Source organism: Actinacidiphila yanglinensis (genome assembly GCF_900107965.1).
Taxonomy (GTDB): Bacteria; Actinomycetota; Actinomycetes; order Streptomycetales; family Streptomycetaceae; genus Actinacidiphila; species Actinacidiphila yanglinensis.
On record NZ_FNVU01000001.1, the window covers coordinates 267,106 to 291,641 of the forward strand.

Sequence of the window (24,536 nt, forward strand, 5' to 3'; positions counted from 1 at the left end):
GGTGGGTGTCAGGCCCGGTTGGGAAGGTGGAGCCATGACAAGCGCGGCAAGGGCAGTGGTGGAGGCATGAGCAGTTCGGCGATCGCAGTCTCAGGGCTGCGGAAGGCATACGGGGACAAGGTCGTGCTGGACGGCATCGACTTCGAGGTCGCCCAGGGATCGGTCTTTTCCATGCTCGGCCCCAACGGGGCGGGCAAGACGACGACGGTGAACGTCATGGCGACCCTGCTGAAGGCGGACGCCGGGACGGTCGTCGTCGCCGGGCACGACGTGGCGACCGCGACCAAGAAGGTGCGCGCGTCCATCGGCGTGACCGGCCAGTTCGCGGCGGTGGACGAGCTGCTGACCGGCCGGGAGAACCTCCAGCTGATGGCGGACCTCAAGCGGGTGCGCTCCGGTCGTGACACCGTCACCCAGCTGCTGGAGCGGTTCGACCTGGTGGAGTCGGCGGACAAGGCGTCGTCGACCTACTCCGGCGGCATGCGCAGGAAGCTGGACCTGGCGATGACGCTGGTCGGGCGGCCGCAGATCATCTTCCTCGACGAGCCCACGACCGGGCTGGACCCGCGCAGCAGGCGCACGATGTGGGGGATCGTCCGGGAACTGGTGGCCGACGGCACGACCATCTTCCTCACCACCCAGTACCTCGACGAGGCGGACCACCTCTCCGACCGGATCGTGGTCCTCGACGACGGCCGGCTGGTCGCCCAGGGCACCCCCGAGGAGCTCAAGCGGCAGGTCCCCGGCACCCACGTCCGGCTCCGGTTCGGCGGTCTCGACGACCTCGACACGGCGGCGCGGGCCCTGGCCGGTTCCACCCGGGACGACCAGGAGCTGACCCTGCGGGTGCCCAGCGAGGGCGACTCGCGGTCGCTGCGGGCCCTGCTGGACACGCTCGACGAGCACATGATCAACGCCCTGGAGTTCTCGGTGCACACGCCGGACCTCGACGACGTCTTCCTCGCCCTGACCGGGCGCACCAGCGCAGAGGTGGTCGCACAGTGAACAGCGTCTCGACGGCGTTGGCCGACTCGGCGATCATGCTGCGCCGCAACCTCAAGCACACCCTGCGCAACCCGCTGGTGCTCTTCAACGCGGTGCTGTTCCCGATCGTGCTGATGCTCATGTTCGTCAAGGTGCTCGGCGGCGGCTTCAACGTCGGCGAGAGCTACATCGACTACGCGACGCCGGGCCTGCTGGTGATGGCCGTCAGCTACGGGCTGGGGTCCACCGCGACGGCCGTGAACGACGACATGACCAAGGGCATCATCAACCGCTTCAAGGCCATGGACGTCTCCCGCGGCGCGGTGCTGACCGGGCAGGTGGTCGTCACCACCGTGCGCTGCCTGGTGGCCGACGCGGCCATCATCGGCGTCGCCTTCGCGATGGGCTTCGACCCGGGCGCCAGCGCCCTCCAGTGGCTCGGCGTGGTCGGCCTGGTCCTGCTGCTCACCATCGCGACCAGCTGGCTCGCGGTCGCCATGGGACTGGCCGCCAAGACCGCGGAGTCGGCCGGCCTGGCCACGGTACCGCTGATCATGCTGCCCTTCCTGAGCAGCGCGTTCGTGCCCGCGGACACGATGGGGGCCGGGGTGCGGCAGTTCGCGCAGTACCAGCCCTTCACGCCGATCATCGAGACGCTGCGCGGGCTGCTGGCGGGCGACCCGAAGGCCCACGACACGCTGGCGGCCCTCGCCTGGTGCGTCGGGCTCGCCCTGGTCGGGTACGTGTGGGCGGTCTCCACGTTCAAGAAGCGAGCGTGACCTCGACCAGCTGACCCCAGCCGGTCCCCGCACCCTCCCGGGACGCCTCGGCGAACCGCGCGTCGCCGAGGCGGCGGCGCGCGGTCTGCTCGATCCGGGCGACGTCCGGGTGCGAGCGGTCCCGCAGTCCCCGCACCCCCGCGCTCGCCGCGAGCAGCCGGGCGGCCTGCTCGTGCTCGTCGCGGCGCAGCGCCAGGTCCGCCACCCCCACCAGTACCTGGGCGATCAGGGGCGCGTGTCCGGCCTCGGCCGCCGCCCCGCAGGCCGCCGCGCGGTGCTCCCGGGCCGTACCCAGGTCGTCGGCGAGGTAGCCGAGCAGGTCGTGCGTCACCGCCCGGATGCTGGCCTGGTCCGCCTCGTCGCCCAGCACGGCCATCGCGACTCCGACCTGCTTGTGCGCCTCCTGCGCGTCGCCACCCCAGCGGGCCAGTTCCGCCCGGGACAGGGCGAGTTCGGCCAGCGCGTCCGGCCAGGCCACCCGCTTCGCGCAGCGCTGCGCCTCGGCGAGGGCGGCGGCGCTGGCGTCCTCGTCGCCCAGCAGCCAGTACAGCTGCGCCTGCCGCGACCACACCCGGATGAGGTCCTCGGTGGCACCGACCTCGGTGAGCACCTCCACCGCCTGCTCGTAGTGCTCGCACGCCCCGGCGAACTCGCCGCGCACGGCGATCCGGTCGGCCAGCTCGCTCAGCGCGAACGAGATCCCGAACCGCTCGCCCAGCGCGCGGAACTCCGCGAGCGCCATCTCCAGGTACGCATCGGCGTCCCGCCCGCCCTGGCCCAGCATGATCCGCATCTTGCCCAGGTGCAGCCGGGCCAGCGCGCGCACCCACGGGTCCTCGTCGTCCAGCAGCGGCTCGAACGCGGGCAGGAACGCGTCGGGCGCCTGCAGCATGCGCTGCAGCGGGGCCACGAACCCCAGTTGCGGGTAGCGGCGCTCGCCGCGCGGGCCGCGCTGGATCAGCTCGTGCGCCTGGTGGATCCATTCCGCGGCCTGGTGCTCGTCACCGCGCCCGTCGCCCACGTACAGCACGACCAGCGCGTACACCGCGGCGCGCAGCTCGTCCGCGGCCGGACCCGGCGTCCTGGTCGCGGCGATGATCAGTTCGAGCCCCTCGGTGCGGTGCCCGCCGAGCCACCAGTACCAGCCGGCGCCCGCCGCGAGCCGCATCGCGGCCTGCGCCTCCCCGGCGGCCAGCGCCCCGCGCATCGCCGCGCTGATGTTGTCGTGGTCGGTCTCCAGCGTGGCGAGCCACTCCAACTGCTCGGCGCGGCGCAGGTGGGGCTCGGCGGTCTCGGCGAGTTCGGTGAAGCACGCCAGGTGCGCGGAACGGGCCAGGTCGGTCTCGCCCGCCTCGTCGAGGCGCTGCCCGGCGTACTCCCTGATCGTGCCGAGCATGCGGTAGCGCGGCGCGCTGTCGCCCTCGGCGAGCAGCAGCGACTTCTCGGTGAGCGCGGTGAGCAGTTCGAGTACCTGCTCGGCCGCGACCTCCTCGCCCGCGCAGACCCGCTCGGCCGCCTCCAGGCTCGCCCCGCCGGTGAACACCGAGAGCCTGCGCAGCACCACGCGCTCGGCGTCGGTGAGCAGTTGCCAGCTCCAGTCGACCACCGCGCGCAGCGTCTTGTGCCGGGGCAGCGCGGTCCGGCTGCCGCTGGTGAGCAGGCGGAACCGGTCGTCCAGCCGGTTGGCGAGCTGGTCGATGGACATGGTGCGCAGCCGGGCCGCGGCCAGCTCGATCGCCAGCGGCATCCCGTCCAGCGCCCGGCAGACGCGCACCATCGTCGACAGCGTCTGGGCGTCGACCGCCAGGTCCCGGCGCACCGCCCCGGCCCGGTCCCGCAGCAGCTGGACGGCCGGCGAGGACTCCATCTCGGCGCGGCCGGGATAGGCGTCCGGCAGGGCCAGCGGCTCGACCAGCCACAGCGCCTCCCCGGTGATGCCGAGCGGCTCCCGGCTGGTGGCCAGGATCCGCAGCCGCCGGCACTCCCCGAGCACCCGGTGGGCGAACACCGCCGCCGACTCGATGACGTGCTCGGTGTTGTCCAGGATCAGCAGCGCCTCCCGGTCCCGGATCGCGGTGATGAGACGGTCCGTCAGTTCCGTGCTCGGCGCCCCGCCGAGCAGGGCGTCCCGCAGGCCCAGCCCGGCCAGCGTCGCCTGCGCCACGTCGCCCTCGGCGCCGACGGCGGCCAGCTCCACCAGCCAGGCGCCGTCCGGCAGGTCGCCGAGCAGGGTGCGGGCGGTCTCCGTGGCCAGCCGCGTCTTGCCCGAACCGCCCGGCCCGATCACGGTGGTGAGCCGGTGCTCGGCGATGAGGTCGCGGACCGCGGCGACGTCGCGGCCCCGGCCGACGAACGTGGTCAGCTCCGCCCGCAGATTGGTCCTGCGGGTCTCCTCCCGCCGCCCCAACTCCCCGCGCAGCAGAGCGACATGCACCGCCGACAGCTCCGGTGAGGGGTCGGCGCCCAGCGCGTCCGCCAGGGCCTCCCGGGCCTGCTGGTAGACCAGCAGCGCCTCGCTGTCGCGGCCGGCCGCGGCCAGGGCGCGCATCAGCGCGGCGGCCGGCCGTTCCCGCAGCGGGTGCGCGGCCACCAGGTCGGTGAGCTCGGTGACCAGCTCGGCGCCGCGTCCGAGGGCGAGTTCGGCGTCGCACCACTCCTCGGTCGCTGTCAGCCGCAGCCCCTCCAGCCGGGCGACCGCGGCGTCGAACGCCGTACTGTCCTGGAGGCCGACGTCCTGCATGGCCGCGCCGCGCCACAGGTCGAGGGCCTCGCGCAGCAGCCGCACCCGCCGGGCGGCGTCCTCGGACTGCGCCTGGGCCGCGGCGACGAGGCGTTCGAACCGCACGGCGTCGACGGCGTCGGGCGCCACGGTCAGCCGGTAGCCGTCCGTCCGTCCCTCGACCGTCCCGTCCGGCAGGACCTTGCGCAGCCGCGAGACCAGGCGCTGCAGGGCGTTCGTCGCGTCGGCCGGCGGGTGCTCGCCCCAGATCCAGTGCACCAGGGTGGCCTTCGGGACGGCCTGTCCCGGCCGGAGCGCGAGGGCGATCAGCAGCGCGCGCAGCCGGGCACCCGGTACGTCGGCCGAACCGCCGTCGTCCGTGGAAGCCTGGAACGGCCCCAGCATCGCGATCTGCACCTGCTGATTTTGCCATGGCATTCGGCAGGCAACCACTTTCGTGCGTTCTGCGGGACATTGGGGTGGTATTCGGGTGCCGGGGGAGAGGGATCCGGTCCCGGGGCCCGTTTCACCTGCGCAGTTCGAGGGTGCAGCACTTCACGCTGCCGCCCGCCTTGAGGAGTTCGGTGAGATCGGCGCCGTGCGGGTGGTAGCCGCGCTCGCGCAACCGCGCCGCGAGGCCGGTGGCCTGCCGGGGCAGGACCACGTTGCGGCCGTCCGACAGCGCGTTGAGGCCGAAGACCGCGGCGTCCGCCTCCTCGGCGAGGATCGCGTCCGGGAACCGCTCGGCGAGCACCGCCCGGCTCGCGGCGGAGAACGCCGCCGGGTGGTACATGACCTCCCCGTCGCCGAGCACCGCCAGCGCCGTGTCGAGGTGGTAGAAGCGCGGGTCGACCAGGGTCAGGCTGATCACCGGCCGTCCGAAGAACGCGGCCACCTCGTCGTGCGCCCGCGGGTCGGAGCGGAAGCCGGTGCCGGCCAGGAACTCCCGGCCGGTGAACAGGAAGTCGCCCTCGCCCTCGTTGACGTACTCCGCCTGCCCGACCGCGGACCAGCCGCCGCGGCCGAACCACTCCAGGTAGGCGGCGGACTCGCCCTGGCGCTGTGCGTGCCGGAAGCGGGCGACGAGCGCCTTGCCGTCCACGACGATGGCGCCGTTCGCGGCGAAGACCATGTCGGGCAGTCCCGGTACCGGCTCGATCAGCCGTACGTCGTGGCCCAGGGCCGCGAAGGTGTCGGACAGCCCCTTCCACTGGGCGAGTCCGGTCTGCGGCGAGGTGGGGCGGTTCGGGTCCATCCACGGATTGATCGAGTACGTGACGTCGAAGTACGTGGGACGGCACATCAGGTATTGGCGCGGTGCGGCCTCCCGCTTTTCCCGCGCCGTCCGTTCCGGCTCCATGTGCGGCACTTCGGTTCCCTTCCGTCGGTGTGTGGTCGTGAATTCCCGAACAATTCCCGCGGGGTTCCGGACGGAAAAGGAACAGCGGTCCGGTAACGCGGGGGCGCGGCCGGGAACGGGCAGTTCGCACCGGCCCAGGACGCGGGCGGCGGCCGGCCGTTCGCCCGGTTCCGCTTCCGGCCGGCCGCGTGGCCGTCGCGAACGGACGTCGCAGGCAGCCGCGTTGCTGTCCCGTCGGCGGGACAAGGGTGCCCGGGGTGCGTCGCGTACCGCCGTCCCTTGCCCCGGGTTTCCCGGGGCATTTATGTTGGCAACGAGAGAATGCACCGACAGCCGCTCGGCGCGGCGTCACATGCGAATGGCGGCCCGCGTCCGGGTGGCCCCCACCCTGCCGGACCGCCGGGTCCCCGCGCTCCCTCTTCACTCCTGGAATCACCGGACACGTGTTTCCGCCGTGCGCGGGACGCGTCCCGCCGGCGGGACCGGAAAAGGGGGCCGGCGGCGGTACCGGGCCCGATCCGGAGCGGGCCGGCCCGGGCGGGAGCGCGGTCCCGCCCGGAACTCGCCCGTCCAACGCAGAGGTCCGGCTCAGAGGTTCAGCGCAGTGGTTCGGCGAAGAGCTCAGCGAAGAAGGAGAGGCTGGCAATGGAATCGTCGCGCGTCCACCCGCGAGGTGGACAGGACGAGGCGCCGCAGCAGCAGGCCGCGCCGTCGGGTGCGCCGGCCGCGCTCGTGACGGAGGTCTCGGCGCTGTGGGGGGAGTACCTCGACGGCCGTGCGGTCGGGCCGGACGACGACTTCTTCGAACTCGGCGGCAACTCGCTGATCGGGATCCGGATCATCGACCGGGTCTCCCAGGACTACGGCGTCGGGCTGTCCGTGCGCGACTTCTACCTGGCCGGGACCCCGACCCGGGTCGCCGAGCTGATCGAGCAGGGGAGGGCGCGGACGTGAGGTTGACGCCGGGCGCCGCACGCGACGTCGACCTCGACCGGGTCGACCTGTTCGACCTGGACCTCTACACGTCGGGCGACCCGCACCCGATCTGGGACGTGATGCGGGCGAAGGCCCCGCTGCACCACCAAGTCCTGCCGGACGGCCGGGAGTTCTGGTCGGTGACCCGCTACGACGACGTGTGCCGCGTTCTCGGCGAGCACCAGGAGTTCACGTCCGAGCGGGGCACCGTGGTCACCCACCTCGGTACGGACGACGTCGCGGCGGGGGCGCTGATGACCTCGACCGACCCGCCGCGGCACACCCAGGTCCGCCGGGCGATCAACTCCCGCCTCACCGCACGGGCGGTGGCGGTCTGGGAGGACCGGATCCGGCACGCGATCGTGCGCTTCCTCGAACCGGCTCTGGACGGCGGCACCTTCGACCTGGCCGAGCGGGCGCTGCGGCTGCCGGCGATCGTCACCGGCCCGCTGCTGGGGATACCGGAACGGGACTGGGACGAGCTCGTCCAGCTGACCGCGATGGTCACCGCCCCCTCGGACCCGCACTTCCAGCACGGCAGCGAGGCCGCGACGCTGGCCATCTCCCACCACGAACTGGTCACCTACGTCACCCAGTGGGTGAAACGCCGCCGGGCGGCCGGGGACGAGGACGGCAGCCTGCTCGACCACCTGATGAGCGTCCGCGCCGGAGACGCGCCGCTGACCGACGAGGAGATCGCGCTCGACGGCTACAGCATCCTGCTGGGTGCCAACGTGACGACCCCGCACACCGTCTCCGGCACGGTGCACGCGCTCGTGGAGCGGCCCGAGCAGTTCGAGAAGGCGCAGGCCGACCCGTCGCTGGTGCCGAACCTGGTCGAGGAAGGGCTGCGCTGGACCTCGGCCGCCTGCAACTTCATGCGGTACGCGGTCGCCGACGTGACGATCGGTGGCGGCACGATCCCGGCCCGCGGCGCGGTCGTCGCCTGGATCGGGTCGGCCAACCGCGACGCGGCGCGGTTCGCCGACCCGCACGTCTTCGACATCACGCGGGCCAACGCCAAGCGCCAGGTCGCCTTCGGGTACGGGCCGCACTTCTGCATCGGCGCCCCGCTGGCCCGGCTGACCCTGCGGATCTTCTTCGAGGAACTGCTCCAGCGGTTCGGCTCGATCGAGCTCGCCGGCGAACCGCAGCACCTGCGGTCGTACTTCATCGCCGGGATGACCCATCTGCCCCTCGTCGCCCAGAAACGAAAGACGCCATGACCTCCGGCTCCGCCACCACCGACACCTCACCGTGGTTCGTCCGGGAGCCGTCGGCCGACCACCCCGCCCGGATCTTCTGCTTCCCCTACGCCGGTTCGGGCGCCTCGGCGTTCAGCGCCTGGCCGGCCGTCATCGGCGACGCCGAGGTCTGCCCGGTGCAGTTCCCCGGCCGCGAGAACCGGCTCGCCCACCCGCACTACCGCAGCTACGAGAACCTCGCCGCGGAGCTGGCCGGCGCCCTGGCGCCGCGGCTGGACCGGCCGTTCGCGTTCTTCGCGCACTGCGCGGGCGCGCTGCCCGCGTTCGAGACCGTGCTCCGGCTCGCCGAACTCGGCCTGCCGGCACCGGAAGTCCTCTTCGTGTCGGGCCAGCCCGCCCCGCACGACGCCGCGCGCGACCGGATGCTCGGCATGACCGAGGAGGAGTTGCGCGCCGACCTGGAGTCGGTCGTCCGCGGCCGCGGGATCGAACCGCGGCCGGACATGGTCGAGTTGGGCATGGTCGTGCTGCTCCGCGACCTGGACGCCGCCCGCGCGTACCGGCGTACCGAGCCTGTCCGGGTGCGCTGCCCGATCGTGGTGCTGCACTGGCGCGACGACCCCGACGTCACCCTCGACCTGCTCGAAGGCTGGCGTGCGTACGCGGACTCCGTCGACGTCCAGGTGGTCGACGGCGGCCACCACGACTTCATGAACGCGCCCGACCGGCTGAGGACGCTGCTGGCCGGCTGGCGGTGACGGCGGTGAGAGCGGTGGGAGCGGGGCGGCCCGTCGAGGCCGCGGACCGAGGAGACCGGAAGGGGTTCGCATGAGTGGGGCAGCCACCGACGTGGCCGTCATCGGGATGGCCTGCCGCTTCCCCGGCGTGGGCGGCCCGGAGGAGTTCTGGCGCCTGCTGCTCGACGGCAGGTCGACCGTCGGCACGTTCCCCCTGTCCCGGCGGGCCGGCGCGCAGCCCGCCCCCCACCCGGACGCCGCGACCGTGGCCGCGGGGTCGTTCTTCGACGCCGTCGACGGCTTCGACGCGGAGTTCTTCGGCGCCGGCCCGGCCGAGGCGGCCGCCATGGACCCCGTGCAGCGGCTCGGGCTGGAGCTCGCCTGGGAGGCCGTCGAGGACGCGCGCGTCCCGGCGGCCGCGCTCGCCGGCCGCGCGATCGACGTCCTGGTCGGTGCCGCGCCCTCCGGCTACGACGTGCTGCGCCGGCTGTCGGGCAGCGACCGCGACGACCACTACGCCGCCCTCGGGTCGAGCGGCGCGCTGATCGCCAACCGGATCTCGCACCTGCTCGACGTCCGCGGCATGAGCCTGTGCGCGGACTCGGGCCAGTCCTCCTCCCTGGTGTCGCTCGCGCTGGCCTGCGACCGGATCCGCGGCGGCACGGTCGACATGGCGATCGTGGGCGGCGTGAACCTGATCGTCGACCCGGAGGCGGGGCTCGGCCTGGCCAACCTGGGCGCCCTCTCGCCCGACGGGCGCTGCTTCACCTTCGACGAGCGCGCCAGCGGGTTCGTCCGCGGCGAGGGCGGCGCGTTCGTGGTGCTGAAGCGGTCGGACCTCGCCGTCGCAGACGGCGACCACGTCTACGCGGTGGTGCGCGGCTGGAGTGTCGGCAGCGGCGGGGCGTCCGCGCGGATGCCCGACCCCAGCCCCGGCGCGCAGGCGGCGACCGTGCTGTCCGCGCTGGAGCGCTCCGGCGTCCCGTTCGACACGGTGGACTACGTCGAGGCGCACGGCACCGGCACCCGGGTCGGCGACCCGGCCGAGATCGCCGGCCTGCGCGAGGTGTTCCGGACGACCGGGCGCAGCCGCCCGCTGGCGATCGGCTCGGCGAAGACGAACGTCGGGCACCTCGAACCGGCCGCGGGGATCGTCGGCTTCGTGAAGGCGGCCCTGTGCGTGGAGCGGGCCCGGCTGGTCCCGCACCTGAACTTCCGGGCCGCGAACCCCGCCATCCCGGACTTCCCGCGGGACTTCGACGTCCCCCGGGCGCCGCGGCCCTGGCCGGACACATCCGGCCGGCCGCGGCGGGCGGGCGTCTCCGCGTTCGGCCTGGGCGGCACCAACGCCCATGTGGTCCTGGAGCAGGCACCTGACGCGCGGCCCGAACCCTCCTCCGCCGAGACGGAGTCGGCCCCCGCGGTCGCTTCCGGGGTGGTGCCGTGGGTGCTGTCGGCGCGCACGGAGCCGGCCCTGCGCGAGCAGGCCGCGCGGTTGCGTGACCGCCTGGCCGCGGACGCGTCGCTGACGGCGGCCGAGGTGGGATACGCGCTGGCCACCACGCGGTCGGCGTTCGCGCACCGGGCGGTGGTGCTCGGCAGCGGCCGGGACGACGCGCTGGCCGGTCTCGACGTGCTGGCGGCCGGCGGCGACGCGGCGCGGGTGGTCCGCGGGGCGGCCTCGGCGCCGACGGGTCCTGTGGTCTTCGTCTTCCCCGGCCAGGGATCCCAATGGGCGGGCATGGGACGGCGGTTGTACGCGGAGTCACCGGTCTTCGCGGAGGCGGTCGAGGCGTGCGCGCGGGCACTGGACCCATGGCTGGACTGGTCGCTGGTGGACGTGCTGACCGGCGCGGAGTCGGCCGCCTCCCTGGAGCACCGCGACGACGTGGTCCAGCCGGCGCTGTTCGCGATGATGGTGTCCCTGGCCCGGGTGTGGCGGTCGCTGGGCGTGGTCCCCGACGCGGTGGTGGGCCACTCGCAGGGCGAGATCGCCGCGGCCTGCGTGGCGGGCGCGCTCTCGCTGGAGGACGCGGCCCGGATCGTCGCCCTGCGCAGCAAGGTGCTGACCGATCTGGCCGGCCTGGGCGGGATGAACGCCGTCTCCGCGCCGCTGGACTGGGTCGAGGAACGCGTCGCGCGCTGGCCCGGGCGGCTCTCGGTGGCCGCGGTGAACGGGCCCGGCTCGGTGGTGATCTCCGGGGACCTCGAAGCGCTGGACGGGTTCGCCGCGATGGCGGCGGGCGACGGGGTGCGGGTGCGGCGGGTCAGGATCGCCTACGCGTCGCACTCCCACCAGGTCGAACGCATCCGTGACCGGGTGCTGGAGGCCGCCGCGGATGTGGTGCCCGCGAGGACGGCGGTGGCGTTCCACTCCACCGTCACCGGCGGGGTGCTCGACCCCCAACTGCTCGGCAGCTCGTACTGGTACGACAACCTCCGCTCCAAGGTGCGCTTCGGCGAGGTGGTGGAGCAGCTGATGCGCGCACCCGGCGGCGCGTTCGTGGAGGTCAGCCCGCACCCGGTGCTCGCGGTGGCGATGGAGGAGACCGCCGACACGCTGACCACCTCGCCGGTGCTCGTCGGCACCCTGCACAAGGACGACGGGAGCGCGGGCCGGATCCTGGCCTCGCTGGCCGAACTCCACGTGCGGGGCGTGCCGGTGGACTGGAAGGCGCCGTTCGCCGCGCACCGGCCGCCTCGGATCGGCCTGCCGACGTACGCGTTCCAGCGGCAGCCGTACTGGCTGGCCGCGCCCGACGACACGCACACGACGATCCCGGCCCCGGGCTCCTTCGCAGGCGGGGGAGGCAGCGCCGCGCACCGGCCCGCCGTGCCCAACGCTCTTGCGGCGGAGCTGAGTTCGGAACGGTCGGTCCTCGCGCTGGTGTGCGCCGAGACGGCGGCGGTGCTGAGCGCGACGGACGCGGACGCGGAGGACCTGACCGGCGACGACCTCGCGGCACGGGCCACCGAGACCTTCAAGGACCTGGGATTCGAGTCGTCGATGGCGGTGCGGCTGCGCAACCGGCTCACCGCGGCGGTGGGCGTGCGCCTCCCGGCCACCGTGGCCTTCACCCATCCCACGCCGCAGCGGCTCGGCCGCCACCTGTTCTCCCTCCTGGAACCGCCGGCGCCCGCCGCCGCCCCGGAGCCCGCGGAGGAGCCGCGTCCGGCCGGCCCAGCCGGCGGCGACGACGAGCTGTACGCACTGATCGACCGCGGTTACGTCTAGTTCCGGCCACGGCACTGGCCGCTCTTCTTTCGCACCGACCTTTGGGAGAGGCACTCGTGGAGGATGTCGACAAGCTCCGTTCCTACCTGCGACGCGCCGTCGGCGATGCGCGGGCGCTGCGCGAGCGGGTGCGCGAGCTGGAGGAGTCCGCCCGCGAGCCGATCGCGGTCGTGGGCGTGGGGTGCCGCTTCCCGGGTGGGGTGACGTCCCCCGAAGGGCTGTGGGGGGTGGTGTCCGGCGGGGTGGACGCGATGGGCGGCTTCCCGCTGGACCGCGGCTGGGACGTGGAGGCGGTGTACGACCCGGACCCGGAGGCGCGCGGGAAGACCTACACCCGCTCGGGCGGATTCCTGCCGGATCTCGCGGAGTTCGACGCCGCCTTCTTCGGGATCAGCCCGCGCGAGGCGCTGGCGATGGACCCGCAGCAGCGGTTGATGCTGGAGACGTCGTGGGAGGCGCTGGAGCGGGCGGGCATCGACCCGGCCGGGTTGCGGGGGTCGTCGACGGGGGTGTTCACCGGGATCTACGCGGTGGACTACGGCCCGCGGCTGGGCGGCGGTTCGGCCGCTGAGGTGGAGGGTTTCGCGATCGCGGGGACGTACACCAGCGTGGCCTCGGGCCGGGTGGCGTACGTCCTGGGGCTGGAAGGTCCCGCGGTGTCGGTGGACACCGCGTGCTCCTCGTCGCTGGTCGCCGTCCACCAGGCCGTGCGGTCCCTGCGTGCGGGAGAGACGAGCCTGGCGCTGGCCGGCGGGGTGGCGGCGCTGCCGACCCCGGGGATGTTCGTGGAGGTCGCCCGGCAGCGGGGCCTGTCGGCCGACGGGCGGTGCAAGTCGTTCGCGGAGGAGGCCGACGGAACCGGCTGGGGCGAGGGCGCGGGCGTGCTGGTGCTGGAGCGGCTGTCGGACGCCCGCCGCAACAACCGCCGGATCCTCGCGGTGATCCGCGGCTCGGCGATCAACCAGGACGGCGCGTCCAACGGGTTGACCGCGCCGAGCGAGCTCGCCCAGCAGCGGGTCATCCGGGCGGCGGTGGCCGACGCGGGGCTGCCGCTCGGCGCGGTGGACGCGGTGGAGGCCCACGGGACCGGCACGAAGCTGGGCGACCCGATCGAGGCGGAGGCGCTGCTGGCCACCTACGGGCAGGAGCGGGAGGGCGGCAGCCCGCTCTGGCTGGGCTCGTTGAAGTCGAACATCGGGCACACGCAGGCGGCCGCGGGCGTCGGCGGGGTGATCAAGATGATCATGGCGATGCGGCACGGGGTGCTGCCCAGGACGCTGCACGCCGCGCACCCCTCGACACATGTGGACTGGTCGTCGGGTGCGGTGGAGTTGCTGAACGAGGCGAGGCCCTGGCCGAGCAGCCCGGGACGACCGCGGCGGGCGGGCGTGTCGTCCTTCGGGGTCAGCGGGACGAACGCGCACCTCATCCTGGAGGAGGCGCCGGAGGAGGCGCCCGAGGACACCTCCGGCACCGAGCCCGGGTCCGAGCCCGAGGCAACTCCCGGGACCGCTTCCGAGTCCGTGGCTCCCGGGACCGGCCGGGTGACGGGCGGCGCCCCCGCCGCGGTGCCGTGGGTGCTGTCGGCCCGGTCCGCGGACGCGCTGCGCGCCCAGGTGCTGCGGCTGCGCGACAGCGTGGCGGCGGACCCGGACCTGCCGGTCGAGGGTGTCGGGCACGCGCTCGTGGCGACCCGCTCGCTGTTCGAGCACCGCCAGGTGGTGGTCGGCGCGGACCGCGAAGCGCTGCTCGCCGGGCTGACCGCCGTGGTCGAGGGGGACCGGAGCTTCGCCGGTGCCGTGGCCGGAGCGGCACGGCCGGTGGGCAGGACGGTGTTCGTCTTCCCCGGGCAGGGCGGCCAGTGGGTCGGCATGGGGCGGGAGTTGTGGGACACCTGCCCGGTGTTCGCCGAGCAGGTGCGGGCCTGCGCCGAGGCGCTGGAGCCGTGGACGGACTGGTCGTTGATCGACACCCTGTGCGGGGGGCCGGAGGCGGCCGACGTCGACCGGATCGAGGTCGTGCAGCCGCTGCTGTTCGCGGTGATGGTGTCGCTCGCCAGGGTGTGGCGCGCGCTGGGAGTGGAACCGGACGCGGTGATCGGCCACTCCCAGGGCGAGATCGCCGCGGCCTGCGCGGCCGGCGCCCTGAGCCTGGCGGACGGCGCCAAGATCGTGGCGCTGCGGTCCGCGATGCTGGCCACACTCACGCAGGACGGTGGCATGGCCGGGATCGTGCTCCCCGCCGACCGGGTACGGGAACTGCTCGCGCGGACCGGGTCCCGGGCGGTGATCGCGGCCGTCAACGGGCCGTACTCGACCACCGTCGCGGGCGAGGCCGAGGCCGTCCGGGAACTGGTCGCGGCCTGCGAGGCCGAGGGGGTCCGCGCCCGCTGGATCCCGGCCAGCGTGCCCGGGCACTCCCCGCTGATGGACCGCTTCGAGACCCGGCTGCTGGACGAGCTGGGCCGGATCACCCCGCTGCCGACCGCGGTGGAGTTCCACTCGACGGTGACCGGGGGGCGGATCGACACCGCGGAGCTGGACGCGGCCTACTGGTTCCGCAACATGCGCGAACCGGTCCGGTTCGAGGCGACGATGGAGGGGCTGCTCGCCGCGGACTACCGCGCGTTCGTCGAGGTCAGCCCGCATCCGCTGCTCATGGTGAACATCCAGCAGATGCTCGACACCGCCGCGGGCGCCGGCGGCGCCCCCGGTGTCGCGGTCGGTACGCTGCGCCGCGGCGACGGCGGGCTCGCCCGCCTGTACCGGTCCGCGGCCGAGGTCTTCGTGGCGGGCGTCGACGTGTCCTGGCGGGCGGCGTTCCCGGACCAGGGCGGCCCGTGGGTCGAGTTGCCGACCTATGCCTTCCAGCGGCAGCGCTACTGGCTGAACACGCCTCAGGAGGGCGGCGTCGCCGGCATGTCGGACCACCCGCTGCTGGACGTCGTGATCGACCTGCCCGACGACGGGGAGCACGGCGGCGTGGTGGCGGGCGGCCGGCTGTCGCTGGAGCGCCACCCGTGGCTCGCCGACCACGTGGTCCACGGCGCCGTCCTGGTGCCCGCGGCCGTGCTGATGGAGATGGCGGCATGGGCGGCGCACCGTACCGGGGGCGACGTCGTCGACGAACTCACCCTGGAGACACCGCTGGTGCTGTCCCGGCAGGCCGCTCGCGAGATCCGCGTCATGGTCGACGGCAAGCGCGGGCTCAGCGTGCACTCGCGGGCCGAGGGCGAGGACGGCTGGACGCGGAACGCCGTGGGAGCCGTCGGTTCCGACACCTCCACCCGGGGAGCCCGCGCGGAGGACTGGCTCGTCTCGTGGCCCCCACCGGGCGCGGACGAGGTGCCGTTCGAGGACGTGTACGCCGGGTCGGCCGCCCTCGGCTTCGCGTACGGGCCCGCCTTCCGCGGCCTGAAGCGGGTGTGGCGCCACGACGGTGCCGCGTTCGCGGAGGTGGAGCTGCCGGCTCCCGGCGGCACGGCCCAGGGCCGCTTCCTGCTCCACCCGGCGCTGCTGCAGGCCGCGTTGCTCCCGGCCGGCCTCGGCGGGAGCAACGACGAAGCCCGGCCGGGCGCCGGGCTGCCCTTCCGCTGCACGCGGCTCCGGGTCGACTCCGTGGCAGGGGCCGGGACGAGCGGGTCGACGGGGCCGGGCGTGCTGCGCGTGCGGCTGGCTCCCGCGGGGGAGGACGCGCTGTCCGTGACCCTCGCCGACGGGAACGGCGCGCCCGTCGGTGGGGTCGCCGCCCTGAGCCTGCGGTCCGCGGACGCCGGGCAGCTCGCCGCCCTCGGCTTCGACCACCAGGACGCGCTGTTCCAGGTGGACCAGGTGCCCGTCCCGGTCCGGCCCGAGGACCCCGCGGGCCCGTACGCGCTGCTGGGCGCCGCCGACGCCACCGCGTTCCTGGCGCGGGGCCGGACGATCCACGCCGGCCTCGGCGAACTCGCCGCCGCCGAGGGGCCGATCCCCCCGCTCGTCGTCGCCGGTGTGGACCGGGACGGCGCGGGCGCCGGTGACACGCCTGCCGCCGTCGAGCGGACCGTGCACCGCGTGCTGCGGTGGACACGGGACTGGCTCTCCGACGACCGGTTCTCCGGCGCGCGCCTCGTCGTCGTGACCCGCGGGGCGGTCCAGGACGCGCGGTCCCCCGGCGCGGATCCCGTGGCGGCGGCGGTCTGGGGGTTCGTCCGGACCGTGCAGACCGAGAACCCGGGCCGGTTCACGCTCGTGGACACCGACGACCGGCCCGCCTCCCGCGCCCGCCTCCTCCCGGCGGTGCTGACCGGCGAGCCCCAACTGACGCTCCGGGACGGCGTCGTGACCGTTCCCCGGCTGGCCCGCGTCCGGCGCGCACCGGCCCTCTCCGGTCGTCCGTTCGGCGGCGCGGAAGCCGCTCCCGGGTCCGGGGCCTTCTCCGGCACGGTCCTGATCACCGGCGGCGTCAGCGGCCTGGGGGCCCTGCTCGCCCGGCACCTCGTGGCGCGGCACGGGGTCGACCGGCTGCTGCTGACCAGCAGGCGGGGACCCGCCGCCCCGGCAGCCACAGGACTGCGCGAGGAGCTGAGCGCCGCGGGAGCCCATGTCGACGTGGTCGCCTGCGATGTGACGGACCGCGCGTCCGTCGCCGCGCTGATCGCCTCGGTACCCCAGGCCCACCCGCTGACGGCGGTGATCCACTGCGCGGCGGTGCTGGACGACGGGATCGTCGGGGCGCTGACCGAGGAGCGCGTCGACGCGGTGCTGGCGCCGAAGGTGCGCGGCGCCTGGTACCTGCACGAGCTGACCAGGGGGCTGGACCTCTCCGCCTTCGTGCTGTTCTCCTCGGTCACGAGCGTGCTCGGGATGGCGGGGCAGGCCAACTACGCGGCGGCCAACGCGTTCCTCAACGGGCTGGCGGCGGCCCGCCGCGCCGAGGGGCTGCCGGCCACCGCGCTGTGCTGGGGCCTGTGGGCCGAACGGACCGAGATGGGCGCCGCCTTGGCGGACATGGACGTCGTGCGCCTGCGGCGGCAGGGCCTGCAGCCGATGGCGTCGAACGAGGGGCTGGCGCTCTTCGACGCCGTGCTCGCGCGGGACGAGCCGGTGCTGGTGCCCGCGCGCCTGCACCTCGCGGCGCCCGGTGCGCCGCAGGCCGGCCCGGCCCCCTCACCGCTGCTGCGCGGGCTGATCGGGGCGCCCGGCGGTCCGGGCGGTTCCGGCGGCTCCACCGGTCCCGCCGGCTCCACCCGCCTCTCGGGAACCTCCGCCCTCTCGGGACCGGACCGCCCGGAGCCCGTCGAGGACGCACTCGTCCAGCAGGTCAGGTCGCTGCCCGCGGCCGACGCCGAGGCGCTGCTGCTGGACGCCGTCCGGACCCAGACGGCGCTCGTCCTGGGCCACGCCGACACCGGCCGGCTCGGTCCCGACGTGGCCTTCCGGGACCTGGGGATCGACTCCCTCACGGCGCTGGAACTGCGGAACAGGCTGGCGGCGGTGACCGGCCTGACCCTGCCCGCCACCCTCGCCTTCGACTTCCCGAACGCGGGCAGCCTCGCCCGGTCCCTGACCGCCCGGATGCACCCCGGGGCCGACACCGGCCCACGGTCCGCGGCCGACCTGCTGGCGAAGGAGATCGAAGCCCTGGGCGCCCGGCTGGAGGGCGCGTTCGCCGATCTCGCGGCGGACGACAGGTCCACCGTCTCCGCACTGCTCGGCGCGTTGCAGGGCCGGGTCCGCTCGATGGGGGGCGAGGGCTCACCGGACGGCATCGTCGACCGGATCGGTTCGGCATCAGCCGGCGAGCTTCTCTCGCTGCTGGACAAAGAGCTCGGCTAGGGGAGAGCGATGACACAGGACAACGACGCCGAACTTCTCGACTACCTCCGGCGGACGTCGATCGAGCTGATCGAGACACGGCAGCGGCTGCAGGACCTGACGGAGGCCGCGGCCGAGCCGATCGCGGTCGTGGGCGCCGCCTGCCGGTTCCCGGGCGGGGTGGCCACCCCGGAGGCGCTGTGGGACCTGGTGGCGGCCGGCGGCGACGCGGTGTCGGACTTCCCGGACGACCGCAACTGGGACCTGGAGGCCCTGTACGACCCGGACCCGGACCACCCCAACACCTGCTCCTCCCGCTCCGGGGGATTCCTGTACGACGCGGGCGACTTCGACGCGGAGTTCTTCGGGATCAACCCGCGCGAGGCGCTCGCCGCGGACCCGCAGCAGCGGTTGCTGCTGGAGACCTCGTGGGAGTCCCTGGAGCGGGCCGGCATCGACCCGCAGACCCTGCGCGGCAGCAGCACCGGCGTCTTCGCGGGGATGGCGTACTTCGGCTACGGCAACCACCTCTTCACCCCCGAGGCCATCGCCGGCTACGGGCAGACCGGCGCCCTGCTGAGCATGGGCTCCGGGCGGGTGTCCTACGCGCTGGGCCTGGAGGGCCCGGCGGTGTCGACCGACACCGCGTGCTCGTCGTCGCTGGTGGCGGTGCACCAGGCGGTGCAGTCCCTGCGACAGGGCGAGTGCACGCTGGCGCTGGCCGGCGGCGCCACCGTCATGGCGACCTCTCAGGTGCTGCGGGAGATGTCGCGGCAGCGGGGCCTGGCGGAGGACGGCCGGTGCAAGGCGTTCGCCGAGGCGGCCGACGGCACCGGGTTCTCCGAGGGCGCCGGGGTCCTGGTGCTGGAGCGGCTGTCGGACGCGCGCCGCAACGGGCGCCGGATCTGGGCGGTGATCCGCGGGTCGGCGATCAACCAGGACGGCGCGTCCAACGGGCAGACCGCGCCGAACGGTCCCGCGCAGCAACGGGTGATCCTCGCGGCGCTGGCCAACGCCCGGCTGCAGGCCGGCGAGGTGGACGCGGTGGAGGGCCACGGCACCGGCACCACGCTGGGCGATCCGATCGAGGCCCAGGCGGTGCTGGCCACCTACGGCCAGCGGCGGGACACCGAACGGCCCTTGTGGCTCGGCTCGTTGAAGTCTAACATCGGCCACGCGCAGGCGGCCGCGGGCGTCGGCGGGATGATCAAGATGATCATGGCGATGCGGCACGGGGTGCTGCCCAGGACGCTGCACGTGGACCGCCCGTCGACGCATGTGGACTGGGCGGCCGGGGCGGTGGAGCTGCTGACCGAGGCCAGGCCGTGGCCGAGCGCCCCGGGACGGCCCCGGCGCGCGGGCGTGTCCGCCTTCGGCGCCAGCGGCACCAACGCGCACCTGATCCTGGAGCAGGCACCCGACGACGGGCCCGCGCCGGGCGCGGAGCAGGCGGCCGGAGCCGAAGCGGCGCCCGAGGACGGGGCGGCGCCCCGAGGTGGAGCGACGGTCGAAGAGGGCGCGGCCCGGCGGGTGTTCGGCGGCGCCGGGGCGCCGGTCCCGTGGGTCGTGTCGGCCCGGTCGGAGAGCGCGCTGCGGGCGCAGGCGGAGAAGCTGCGCGCCTTCGCCGCCGCCGAAACGGACCCGGATCCCACCGACGTCGGCTGGTCGCTGGTGTCGAGCCGGACCCGGTTCGATCACCGTGCGGTGGTGCTGGGCCGTGACCGGGACGAACTGCTGGGCGGCCTCGCCTCGTTGAGCGACGGCGGGGAGGCCGCGGGCGTCGTGCGCGGGACGGCCGCCGCGCTGGGCGGCGCCGTCCACCTGTTCCCGGGGCAGGGCACGCGGTGGGCGGGCCAGGCACGGCAGTTGTACGACGCCTTTCCGGTCTTCGCGGACAGCCTCGACGGGACCTGCGCGCGCTTCGACGCGCATCTCCCCTTCGCCCTGAGGCCGTTGCTGCTCTCCGACGCGCCCGAGGAGGCCGGGTCCGGCCGGACGGACATCGCGCAGCCGGCGTTGTTCGCCCTCCAGGTCGCGCGGTACCGGCTCCTCATGACGCTCTGCCGGCAGCCGAACCGGCTGATCGGCCACTCCGTCGGCGAGATCGCCGCCGCCCACGTGTCCGGAGCGCTGGACCTGGACAGCGCGACCCGCCTCGTGGCCGCGCGCGGGCGGCTCATGCAGACGGTCGGCGCGCAGGGCGGGATGCTCGCGGTCCGCGCCTCGGAGGAGGCGGTGACCGCCCTGCTCGGCGGGTACGACGGCATCGGTGTCGGCGCCGTCAACGGCCCGGAGTCGGTGGTGGTCTCGGGCCTGCGCGAGGAACTCCTGGCCCTGCGCGACCGGTTCGTCGCGGCCGGCACCTCGGCGAAGCTGCTCGACGTCGGCCACGCGTTCCACTCGCCGCTGATGGAACCGATCCTGGACGACTTCGCGGCGGCGATCGGCACGCTGTCAGGAGGCGAGCCGGCCGTCCCCGTCGTCTCCTCGCGCACCGGGCGCCCGGTCACCCGCGAGGAGCTGACCTCCACCGACCACTGGGTGCGCCACGTGCGCGAACCGGTCCGCTTCGCCGCCGCGGTCGCGCACGCGCGTGCGGCCGGCGGCAGCCTCTTCCTCGACGTGGGCCCGGGATCGACACTGGCCCCGATCGTCAAGGACGGCTTCGCCGCCCAGGGGGCCGACGACGCCGTGGTGGTCTCCACCGCGCGCCGTGACCGCGGCGCGGCGGAGGCGCTGGTCGGTGCCCTCGCCCAACTGCACGTCAGGGGCGAGGACGTGGACTGGGCGGCCCTGTTCGGGGCGCGCCCGCAGGTGGACCTCCCGACGTACGCGTTCCAGCGGCAGCGGTACTGGCTGGACTTCGTGTCCGGCGCGGGGGCGGCGGACGTCGGCTCCGCGGGGCTGTCCTCCGCCGGGCACCCGCTGCTGGGTGCGGTGGTGGACCATCCGGGCACCGACGAGGTGGTGTTCACCGGACTGTGGTCCCTGCGGACCCACGGCTGGCTGGCCGGCCACGCCGTCTTCGGCGCGGTCGTGGTCCCCGCGACGGCCTACCTCGACCTGGCGCTCACGGTGGGCGACCTGCTCGGCTGCGCGGCGGTGGAGGACCTCTCCCTGGAGGTCCCGCTGGTCCTGCCCCGCTCGGGCGACATGCGGGTGCGGGTCGTCGCCGGAGCGGCGGACGGCACGGGGCGCCGCTCCCTGATCGTGTACGCGCGTCCCGGCGCCGACACCCGGACCGCGGGCGGATGGACCCGGCACGCGACGGGAAACCTGGCACCGGCAGCGCCGCCGTCCGCCGCCCCGCACGGCGATGACGCGGCCTCGCTCGCCGTGTGGCCGCCGGCCGGAGCGACCCGGGTCGACGTCGACGGCCTCTACGACGCCTTCGCCGCCGCGGGCTTCCGCTACGGGCCGGCCTTCCGCGGGCTGCGCGAGGTCTGGCGGCGCGGTGACGACCTCTTCGCGCTGGCCACGCTGCCGGCGGAGGGCGAGGGGTCCGGCGAAGGGCCGTCCGGCGGCGGATCGGCCGGGGCCGGGGCCGGGTTTACCCTGCACCCGGCGCTGTTCGACGCGGCGCTGCACGCGGTGGTGGGCGGCGGGCTGGTCGAGCTGGCGGGCGGCCAGGGGTGGATGCCCTTCTCGTGGTCGGGGGTGGAACAGGCCGGCGCCTGCGGCGGGACCGTGCGGGTCCGGATCACGCCGGCCGGCGAGGGCGTGGTGGCCGTGGCGGTCGCCGACGAGCACGGCGCCCCGCTCGCCCGCGTCGAGGCGCTGACCTTCCGCCCGGCGAGTGCCGAACAACTGCGCGCGGCGCAAGGCGGGCCCGAGGACTCGCTGTTCGCGCTGGAGTGGCGGCCGGTCCGGCCGGGCCGGCGGGGAACCCACCGCGGGCCGTGGGCGGTCGTCGGCACCGGGACCGGCCTGGCCGGCCGGCTCCGCGCGGCCCACGGCGGAAGCACCGGACCGCGGCTGCACCCGTCCCTGGACGGCGTCCTGTCGGACGAGGTGCCCGAGCACGTCGTGGTCTGCCTGGACGACTTCGCCACCGGGGGCACCGATCTGCTCGCCTCGGTGGCAGGCGCGGACGCGCGGGCGCTCGGCTGGGTGCAGCGCTTCCTCGCCGAGGAACCGCTCGCCCGCGCCACGCTGGTGCTCCTGACCCGGCGGGCCTTCGGCACCGGGGGGAAGGAGAGTGTCGAGAGCCTGCCCGGCGCGTCCGTGTGGGGCCTGGTCCGCTCCGCCCAGACGGAGCACCCCGGCAGGTTCCGGCTGGTGGACGTCGACGGGGAGGAGGCGTCGTGGGCGGCCCTCCCCGACGCGCTCGCCCTCGACGAGGACCAACTGGCCGTGCGCGGGGGCGCGTTCCTCGTCCCGCGGATGGCACCGGCCCCGGCCGCGGACGGCCTGACGGAGCCGCCGGCGACCGGCGCCCACCGGCTGGGCATTCCGCGCAAGGGCACGCTGGAGAACCTGGAATGGATTCCCTGCCCCGAGGTGGAGGCCCCGCTGGAGAGCGGGCAGGTGCGGGTCGCCGTCCGCGCCGCCGGGCTCAACTTCCGTGACGTCACCATCGCGCTGGGGCTGGTGGCGCGGACGGCCATCGACGCCGGGCTCGGCAGCGAGGGCGCCGGCACCGTGCTGGAAGTGGCCGGTGACGTCACGGAGTTCGCCGCGGGGGACCGGGTGACGGGCGTCTTCTCCGGCGCCTTCGGCCGCGTGGCGGTGGCCGACCACCGGATGCTCATGCCGGTGCCCGACGGGTGGAACTACGCCGAGGCGGCGTCCGTGCCGGGCACCTTCCTGACCGCGTACTACGCGCTCTTCCACGTGACGCGCCTCAGGAAGGGCCAGCGGATCCTCATCCACGCCGCGGCGGGCGGGGTGGGCATGGCCGCCGTCCGGCTGGCGCAGCACGTCGGCGCCGAGGTCTACGCGACCGCGAGCCCGGCCAAGTGGCCCACGCTGCGCGGGCTGGGACTGGACGACGACCACCTGGCGTCCTCGCGGGACCTGGAGTTCGCGGACCGGTTCCTCGGCGCCACCGGCGGCCGCGGGGTGGACGTCGTGCTCAACTCCCTCGCGCACCGCTTCGTCGACGCCTCGCTGACCCTGCTCCCGCGGGGCGGGGACTTCGTCGAGATGGGGAAGACGGACATCCGCGACCCCGCGCGGGTGGCCGCCGACCACCCCGGCGTGGACTACCGGGCGTTCGACCTCTACGACGCGGGCCCGGACGCCATCCACGCGATGTTCCGGACCGTGATGGAGCTGTTCGCCGAGGGGCGGGTGCGGCGGAACCCGATCTCGGTCCGCCACATCCGCGACGCGCGCAAGGCGTTCCGCGAGATGAGCCAGGGCCGCCACGTCGGGAAGATCGTCCTGGAGATGGACGGCGGCCTCGGCGGCGGCACCGTGCTGGTCACCGGCGGGACCGGCGGGGTGGGCTCGCTGGTGGCACGCCATCTGGTCGCCCGGCACGGCGTGCGGAGCCTGGTGCTGGCCGGCCGCCGCGGACCGGCCGCGGCCGGGGTCGGCGAGCTGGTCGCGGACCTGGAGCGGGCCGGGGCCCGGGTCAGGGTGGCGGCCTGCGACGTCGCGGACCGGGCGGCGGTGGCCGGCCTGCTCGCGGACCTGCCGCCGGAGTACCCGCTGACGGCGGTCCTGCACGCGGCCGGCACGCTGGCCGACGGCACCGTCGAGTCGCTGACCGCGGAGAGCCTCGACCAGGTGCTGCGGGCCAAGGTCGGCGGCGCGGTCAACCTGCACGAGCTGACCCGGGACCACACCCTGTCGGCGTTCGTCCTGTTCTCCGCGCTGGCGGGCCAGCTCGGCACCGGGGGACAGGCGAACTACGCCGCGGCGAACGGCTTCCTGGACGGTCTGGCGGCGCGGCGCCGGGCGTCCGGGCTGGTCGGCACGTCCCTGTGCTGGGGCTGGTGGGAGCAGCGCAGCGGCATGACCGGGCACCTCGACGACGCGGACCTCGCGCGGGTCCGGCGGCTGGGCGTCGCCGAGATGCCGACGGCCGAAGCGCTCGCCCTGTTCGACACGGCGCGGGCGATCGGCGACCCGGTGCTCATCCCGGCCCGGCTGGACCTCGCCGCGCTCGGCGGCCGGACCGCCGGCGAGGTGCCGCTGCTCCTGCGCGGCCTCGTCGAGAACGGCCGTCCCCCGCGCGAGCGGACGGGCGGGACCGGGAACGGCGGCCCGCTCGGCCTGCCCGCCACGCTGGGCGCCCTGCCGGCGGCCGCGGCCGAGGAGGCGGTGCTGGACTGGGTCCGCGACCAGGTCGCCGTCGTGCTCGGGCACCCGTCCCGGGCGGCCGTCGACACCGACCAGGCGTTCACCCAGCTCGGGTTCGACTCGCTCACGTCCGTCGAACTCTGCAACCGGCTGGCGTCCTCGACCGGACTGCGCCTGCCGTCGACCCTCGTCTTCAGCTACCCCACGCCGGGCGAGCTGGGCCGGCACCTGTACGGCCTGCTGCGCCCGGAGCCGGCGGAGGGGCCCGCGGGCGGCGGCGCCGCCGAGGACGCGGAGATCCGCGAACTGCTGCGAACCGTACCGATCGACCGCCTGCGCAGCGCGGGCATCCTCGCGGCGGTGCTGGCGTGCGCCGACCTGCCGCAGCCGGACGGCGACGGCGCGCAGGCGCCGGCGGCGGACGCCGAAGCGGACGAACTGGCCGCCATGGACCTGGAAGCGCTCGTCGACCTGGCGCTGGATGAGAGGGGCAAGTGA

At 75.0% G+C, this 24,536-nt stretch carries 9 protein-coding genes and 1 pseudogene; 8 read left to right on the forward strand and 2 right to left on the reverse strand.

Translation table 11 applies throughout. The features are described 5' to 3' along the window. The first annotated feature begins 66 nt into the window (after positions 1 to 66). Positions 67 to 1,005, forward strand: a complete 939-nt coding sequence (locus C4U44_RS01170) for an ATP-binding cassette domain-containing protein (protein ID WP_103883651.1) — start codon at positions 67 to 69, stop codon at positions 1,003 to 1,005. Beyond that, on the forward strand, positions 1,002 to 1,763 hold the full coding sequence (locus C4U44_RS01175) for an ABC transporter permease (protein WP_103883652.1): 762 nt from the start codon (positions 1,002 to 1,004) through the stop codon (positions 1,761 to 1,763). Before C4U44_RS01170 ends, C4U44_RS01175 begins: the two co-directional genes overlap by 4 nt. Here the strand turns inward: C4U44_RS01175 and C4U44_RS01180 are convergent. Both C4U44_RS01180 and ddaH read right to left on the reverse strand, forming a co-directional pair. Beyond that, positions 1,747 to 4,899 (reverse strand): BTAD domain-containing putative transcriptional regulator, encoded by a 3,153-nt coding sequence (locus C4U44_RS01180; protein WP_103883653.1) that lies wholly within the window; start codon positions 4,897 to 4,899, stop codon positions 1,747 to 1,749. The two genes, C4U44_RS01175 and C4U44_RS01180, sit on opposite strands and share 17 nt — an antisense overlap. A gap of 109 nt (positions 4,900 to 5,008) precedes the next feature. Beyond that, complete coding sequence (gene ddaH / locus C4U44_RS01185; RefSeq protein ID WP_200823125.1) at positions 5,009 to 5,842, reverse strand: dimethylargininase; 834 nt, start codon at positions 5,840 to 5,842, stop codon at positions 5,009 to 5,011. A 645-nt stretch (positions 5,843 to 6,487) separates the two neighbouring features. Here ddaH and C4U44_RS01190 point away from each other — a divergent pair. The 6 genes and pseudogenes from C4U44_RS01190 to C4U44_RS01215 all read left to right on the forward strand — a co-directional run bounded on the left by C4U44_RS01190 (position 6,488) and on the right by C4U44_RS01215 (position 24,536). Further along, complete coding sequence (locus C4U44_RS01190) at positions 6,488 to 6,796, forward strand: acyl carrier protein (protein WP_103883654.1); 309 nt, start codon at positions 6,488 to 6,490, stop codon at positions 6,794 to 6,796. After that, positions 6,793 to 8,043: a cytochrome P450 gene (locus C4U44_RS01195; protein WP_103883655.1), complete on the forward strand. Its 1,251-nt coding sequence runs from the start codon at positions 6,793 to 6,795 to the stop codon at positions 8,041 to 8,043. The genes C4U44_RS01190 and C4U44_RS01195 overlap by 4 nt, the downstream gene beginning before the upstream one ends. Then, on the forward strand, positions 8,040 to 8,780 hold the full coding sequence (locus C4U44_RS01200) for a thioesterase II family protein (protein ID WP_103883656.1): 741 nt from the start codon (positions 8,040 to 8,042) through the stop codon (positions 8,778 to 8,780). Before C4U44_RS01195 ends, C4U44_RS01200 begins: the two co-directional genes overlap by 4 nt. Positions 8,781 to 8,850: 70 nt before the next feature. After that, a complete protein-coding gene (locus tag C4U44_RS01205; protein ID WP_103883657.1) occupies positions 8,851 to 11,994 on the forward strand; it encodes a type I polyketide synthase in 3,144 nt (1,047 codons plus the stop codon). 74 nt (positions 11,995 to 12,068) lie between these two features. Beyond that, positions 12,069 to 17,810, forward strand: a pseudogene (locus C4U44_RS01210) (SDR family NAD(P)-dependent oxidoreductase); the annotation flags it as partial. A gap of 9 nt (positions 17,811 to 17,819) precedes the next feature. Then, a complete protein-coding gene (locus tag C4U44_RS01215) occupies positions 17,820 to 24,536 on the forward strand; it encodes a type I polyketide synthase (RefSeq protein WP_103883659.1) in 6,717 nt (2,238 codons plus the stop codon).

Excerpts from the sequence above, each read along its gene's own strand:
- C4U44_RS01170 (WP_103883651.1), top strand. The coding sequence starts at position 67 with ATGAGCAGTTCGGCGATCGCAGTCTCAGGGCTGCGGAAGGCATACGGG.
- ddaH (WP_200823125.1), bottom strand. The coding sequence starts at position 5,842 with ATGGAGCCGGAACGGACGGCGCGGGAAAAGCGGGAGGCCGCACCGCGC.
- C4U44_RS01190 (WP_103883654.1), top strand. The coding sequence starts at position 6,488 with ATGGAATCGTCGCGCGTCCACCCGCGAGGTGGACAGGACGAGGCGCCG.
- C4U44_RS01200 (WP_103883656.1), top strand. The coding sequence starts at position 8,040 with ATGACCTCCGGCTCCGCCACCACCGACACCTCACCGTGGTTCGTCCGG.
- C4U44_RS01205 (WP_103883657.1), top strand. The coding sequence starts at position 8,851 with ATGAGTGGGGCAGCCACCGACGTGGCCGTCATCGGGATGGCCTGCCGC.
- C4U44_RS01215 (WP_103883659.1), top strand. The coding sequence starts at position 17,820 with ATGACACAGGACAACGACGCCGAACTTCTCGACTACCTCCGGCGGACG.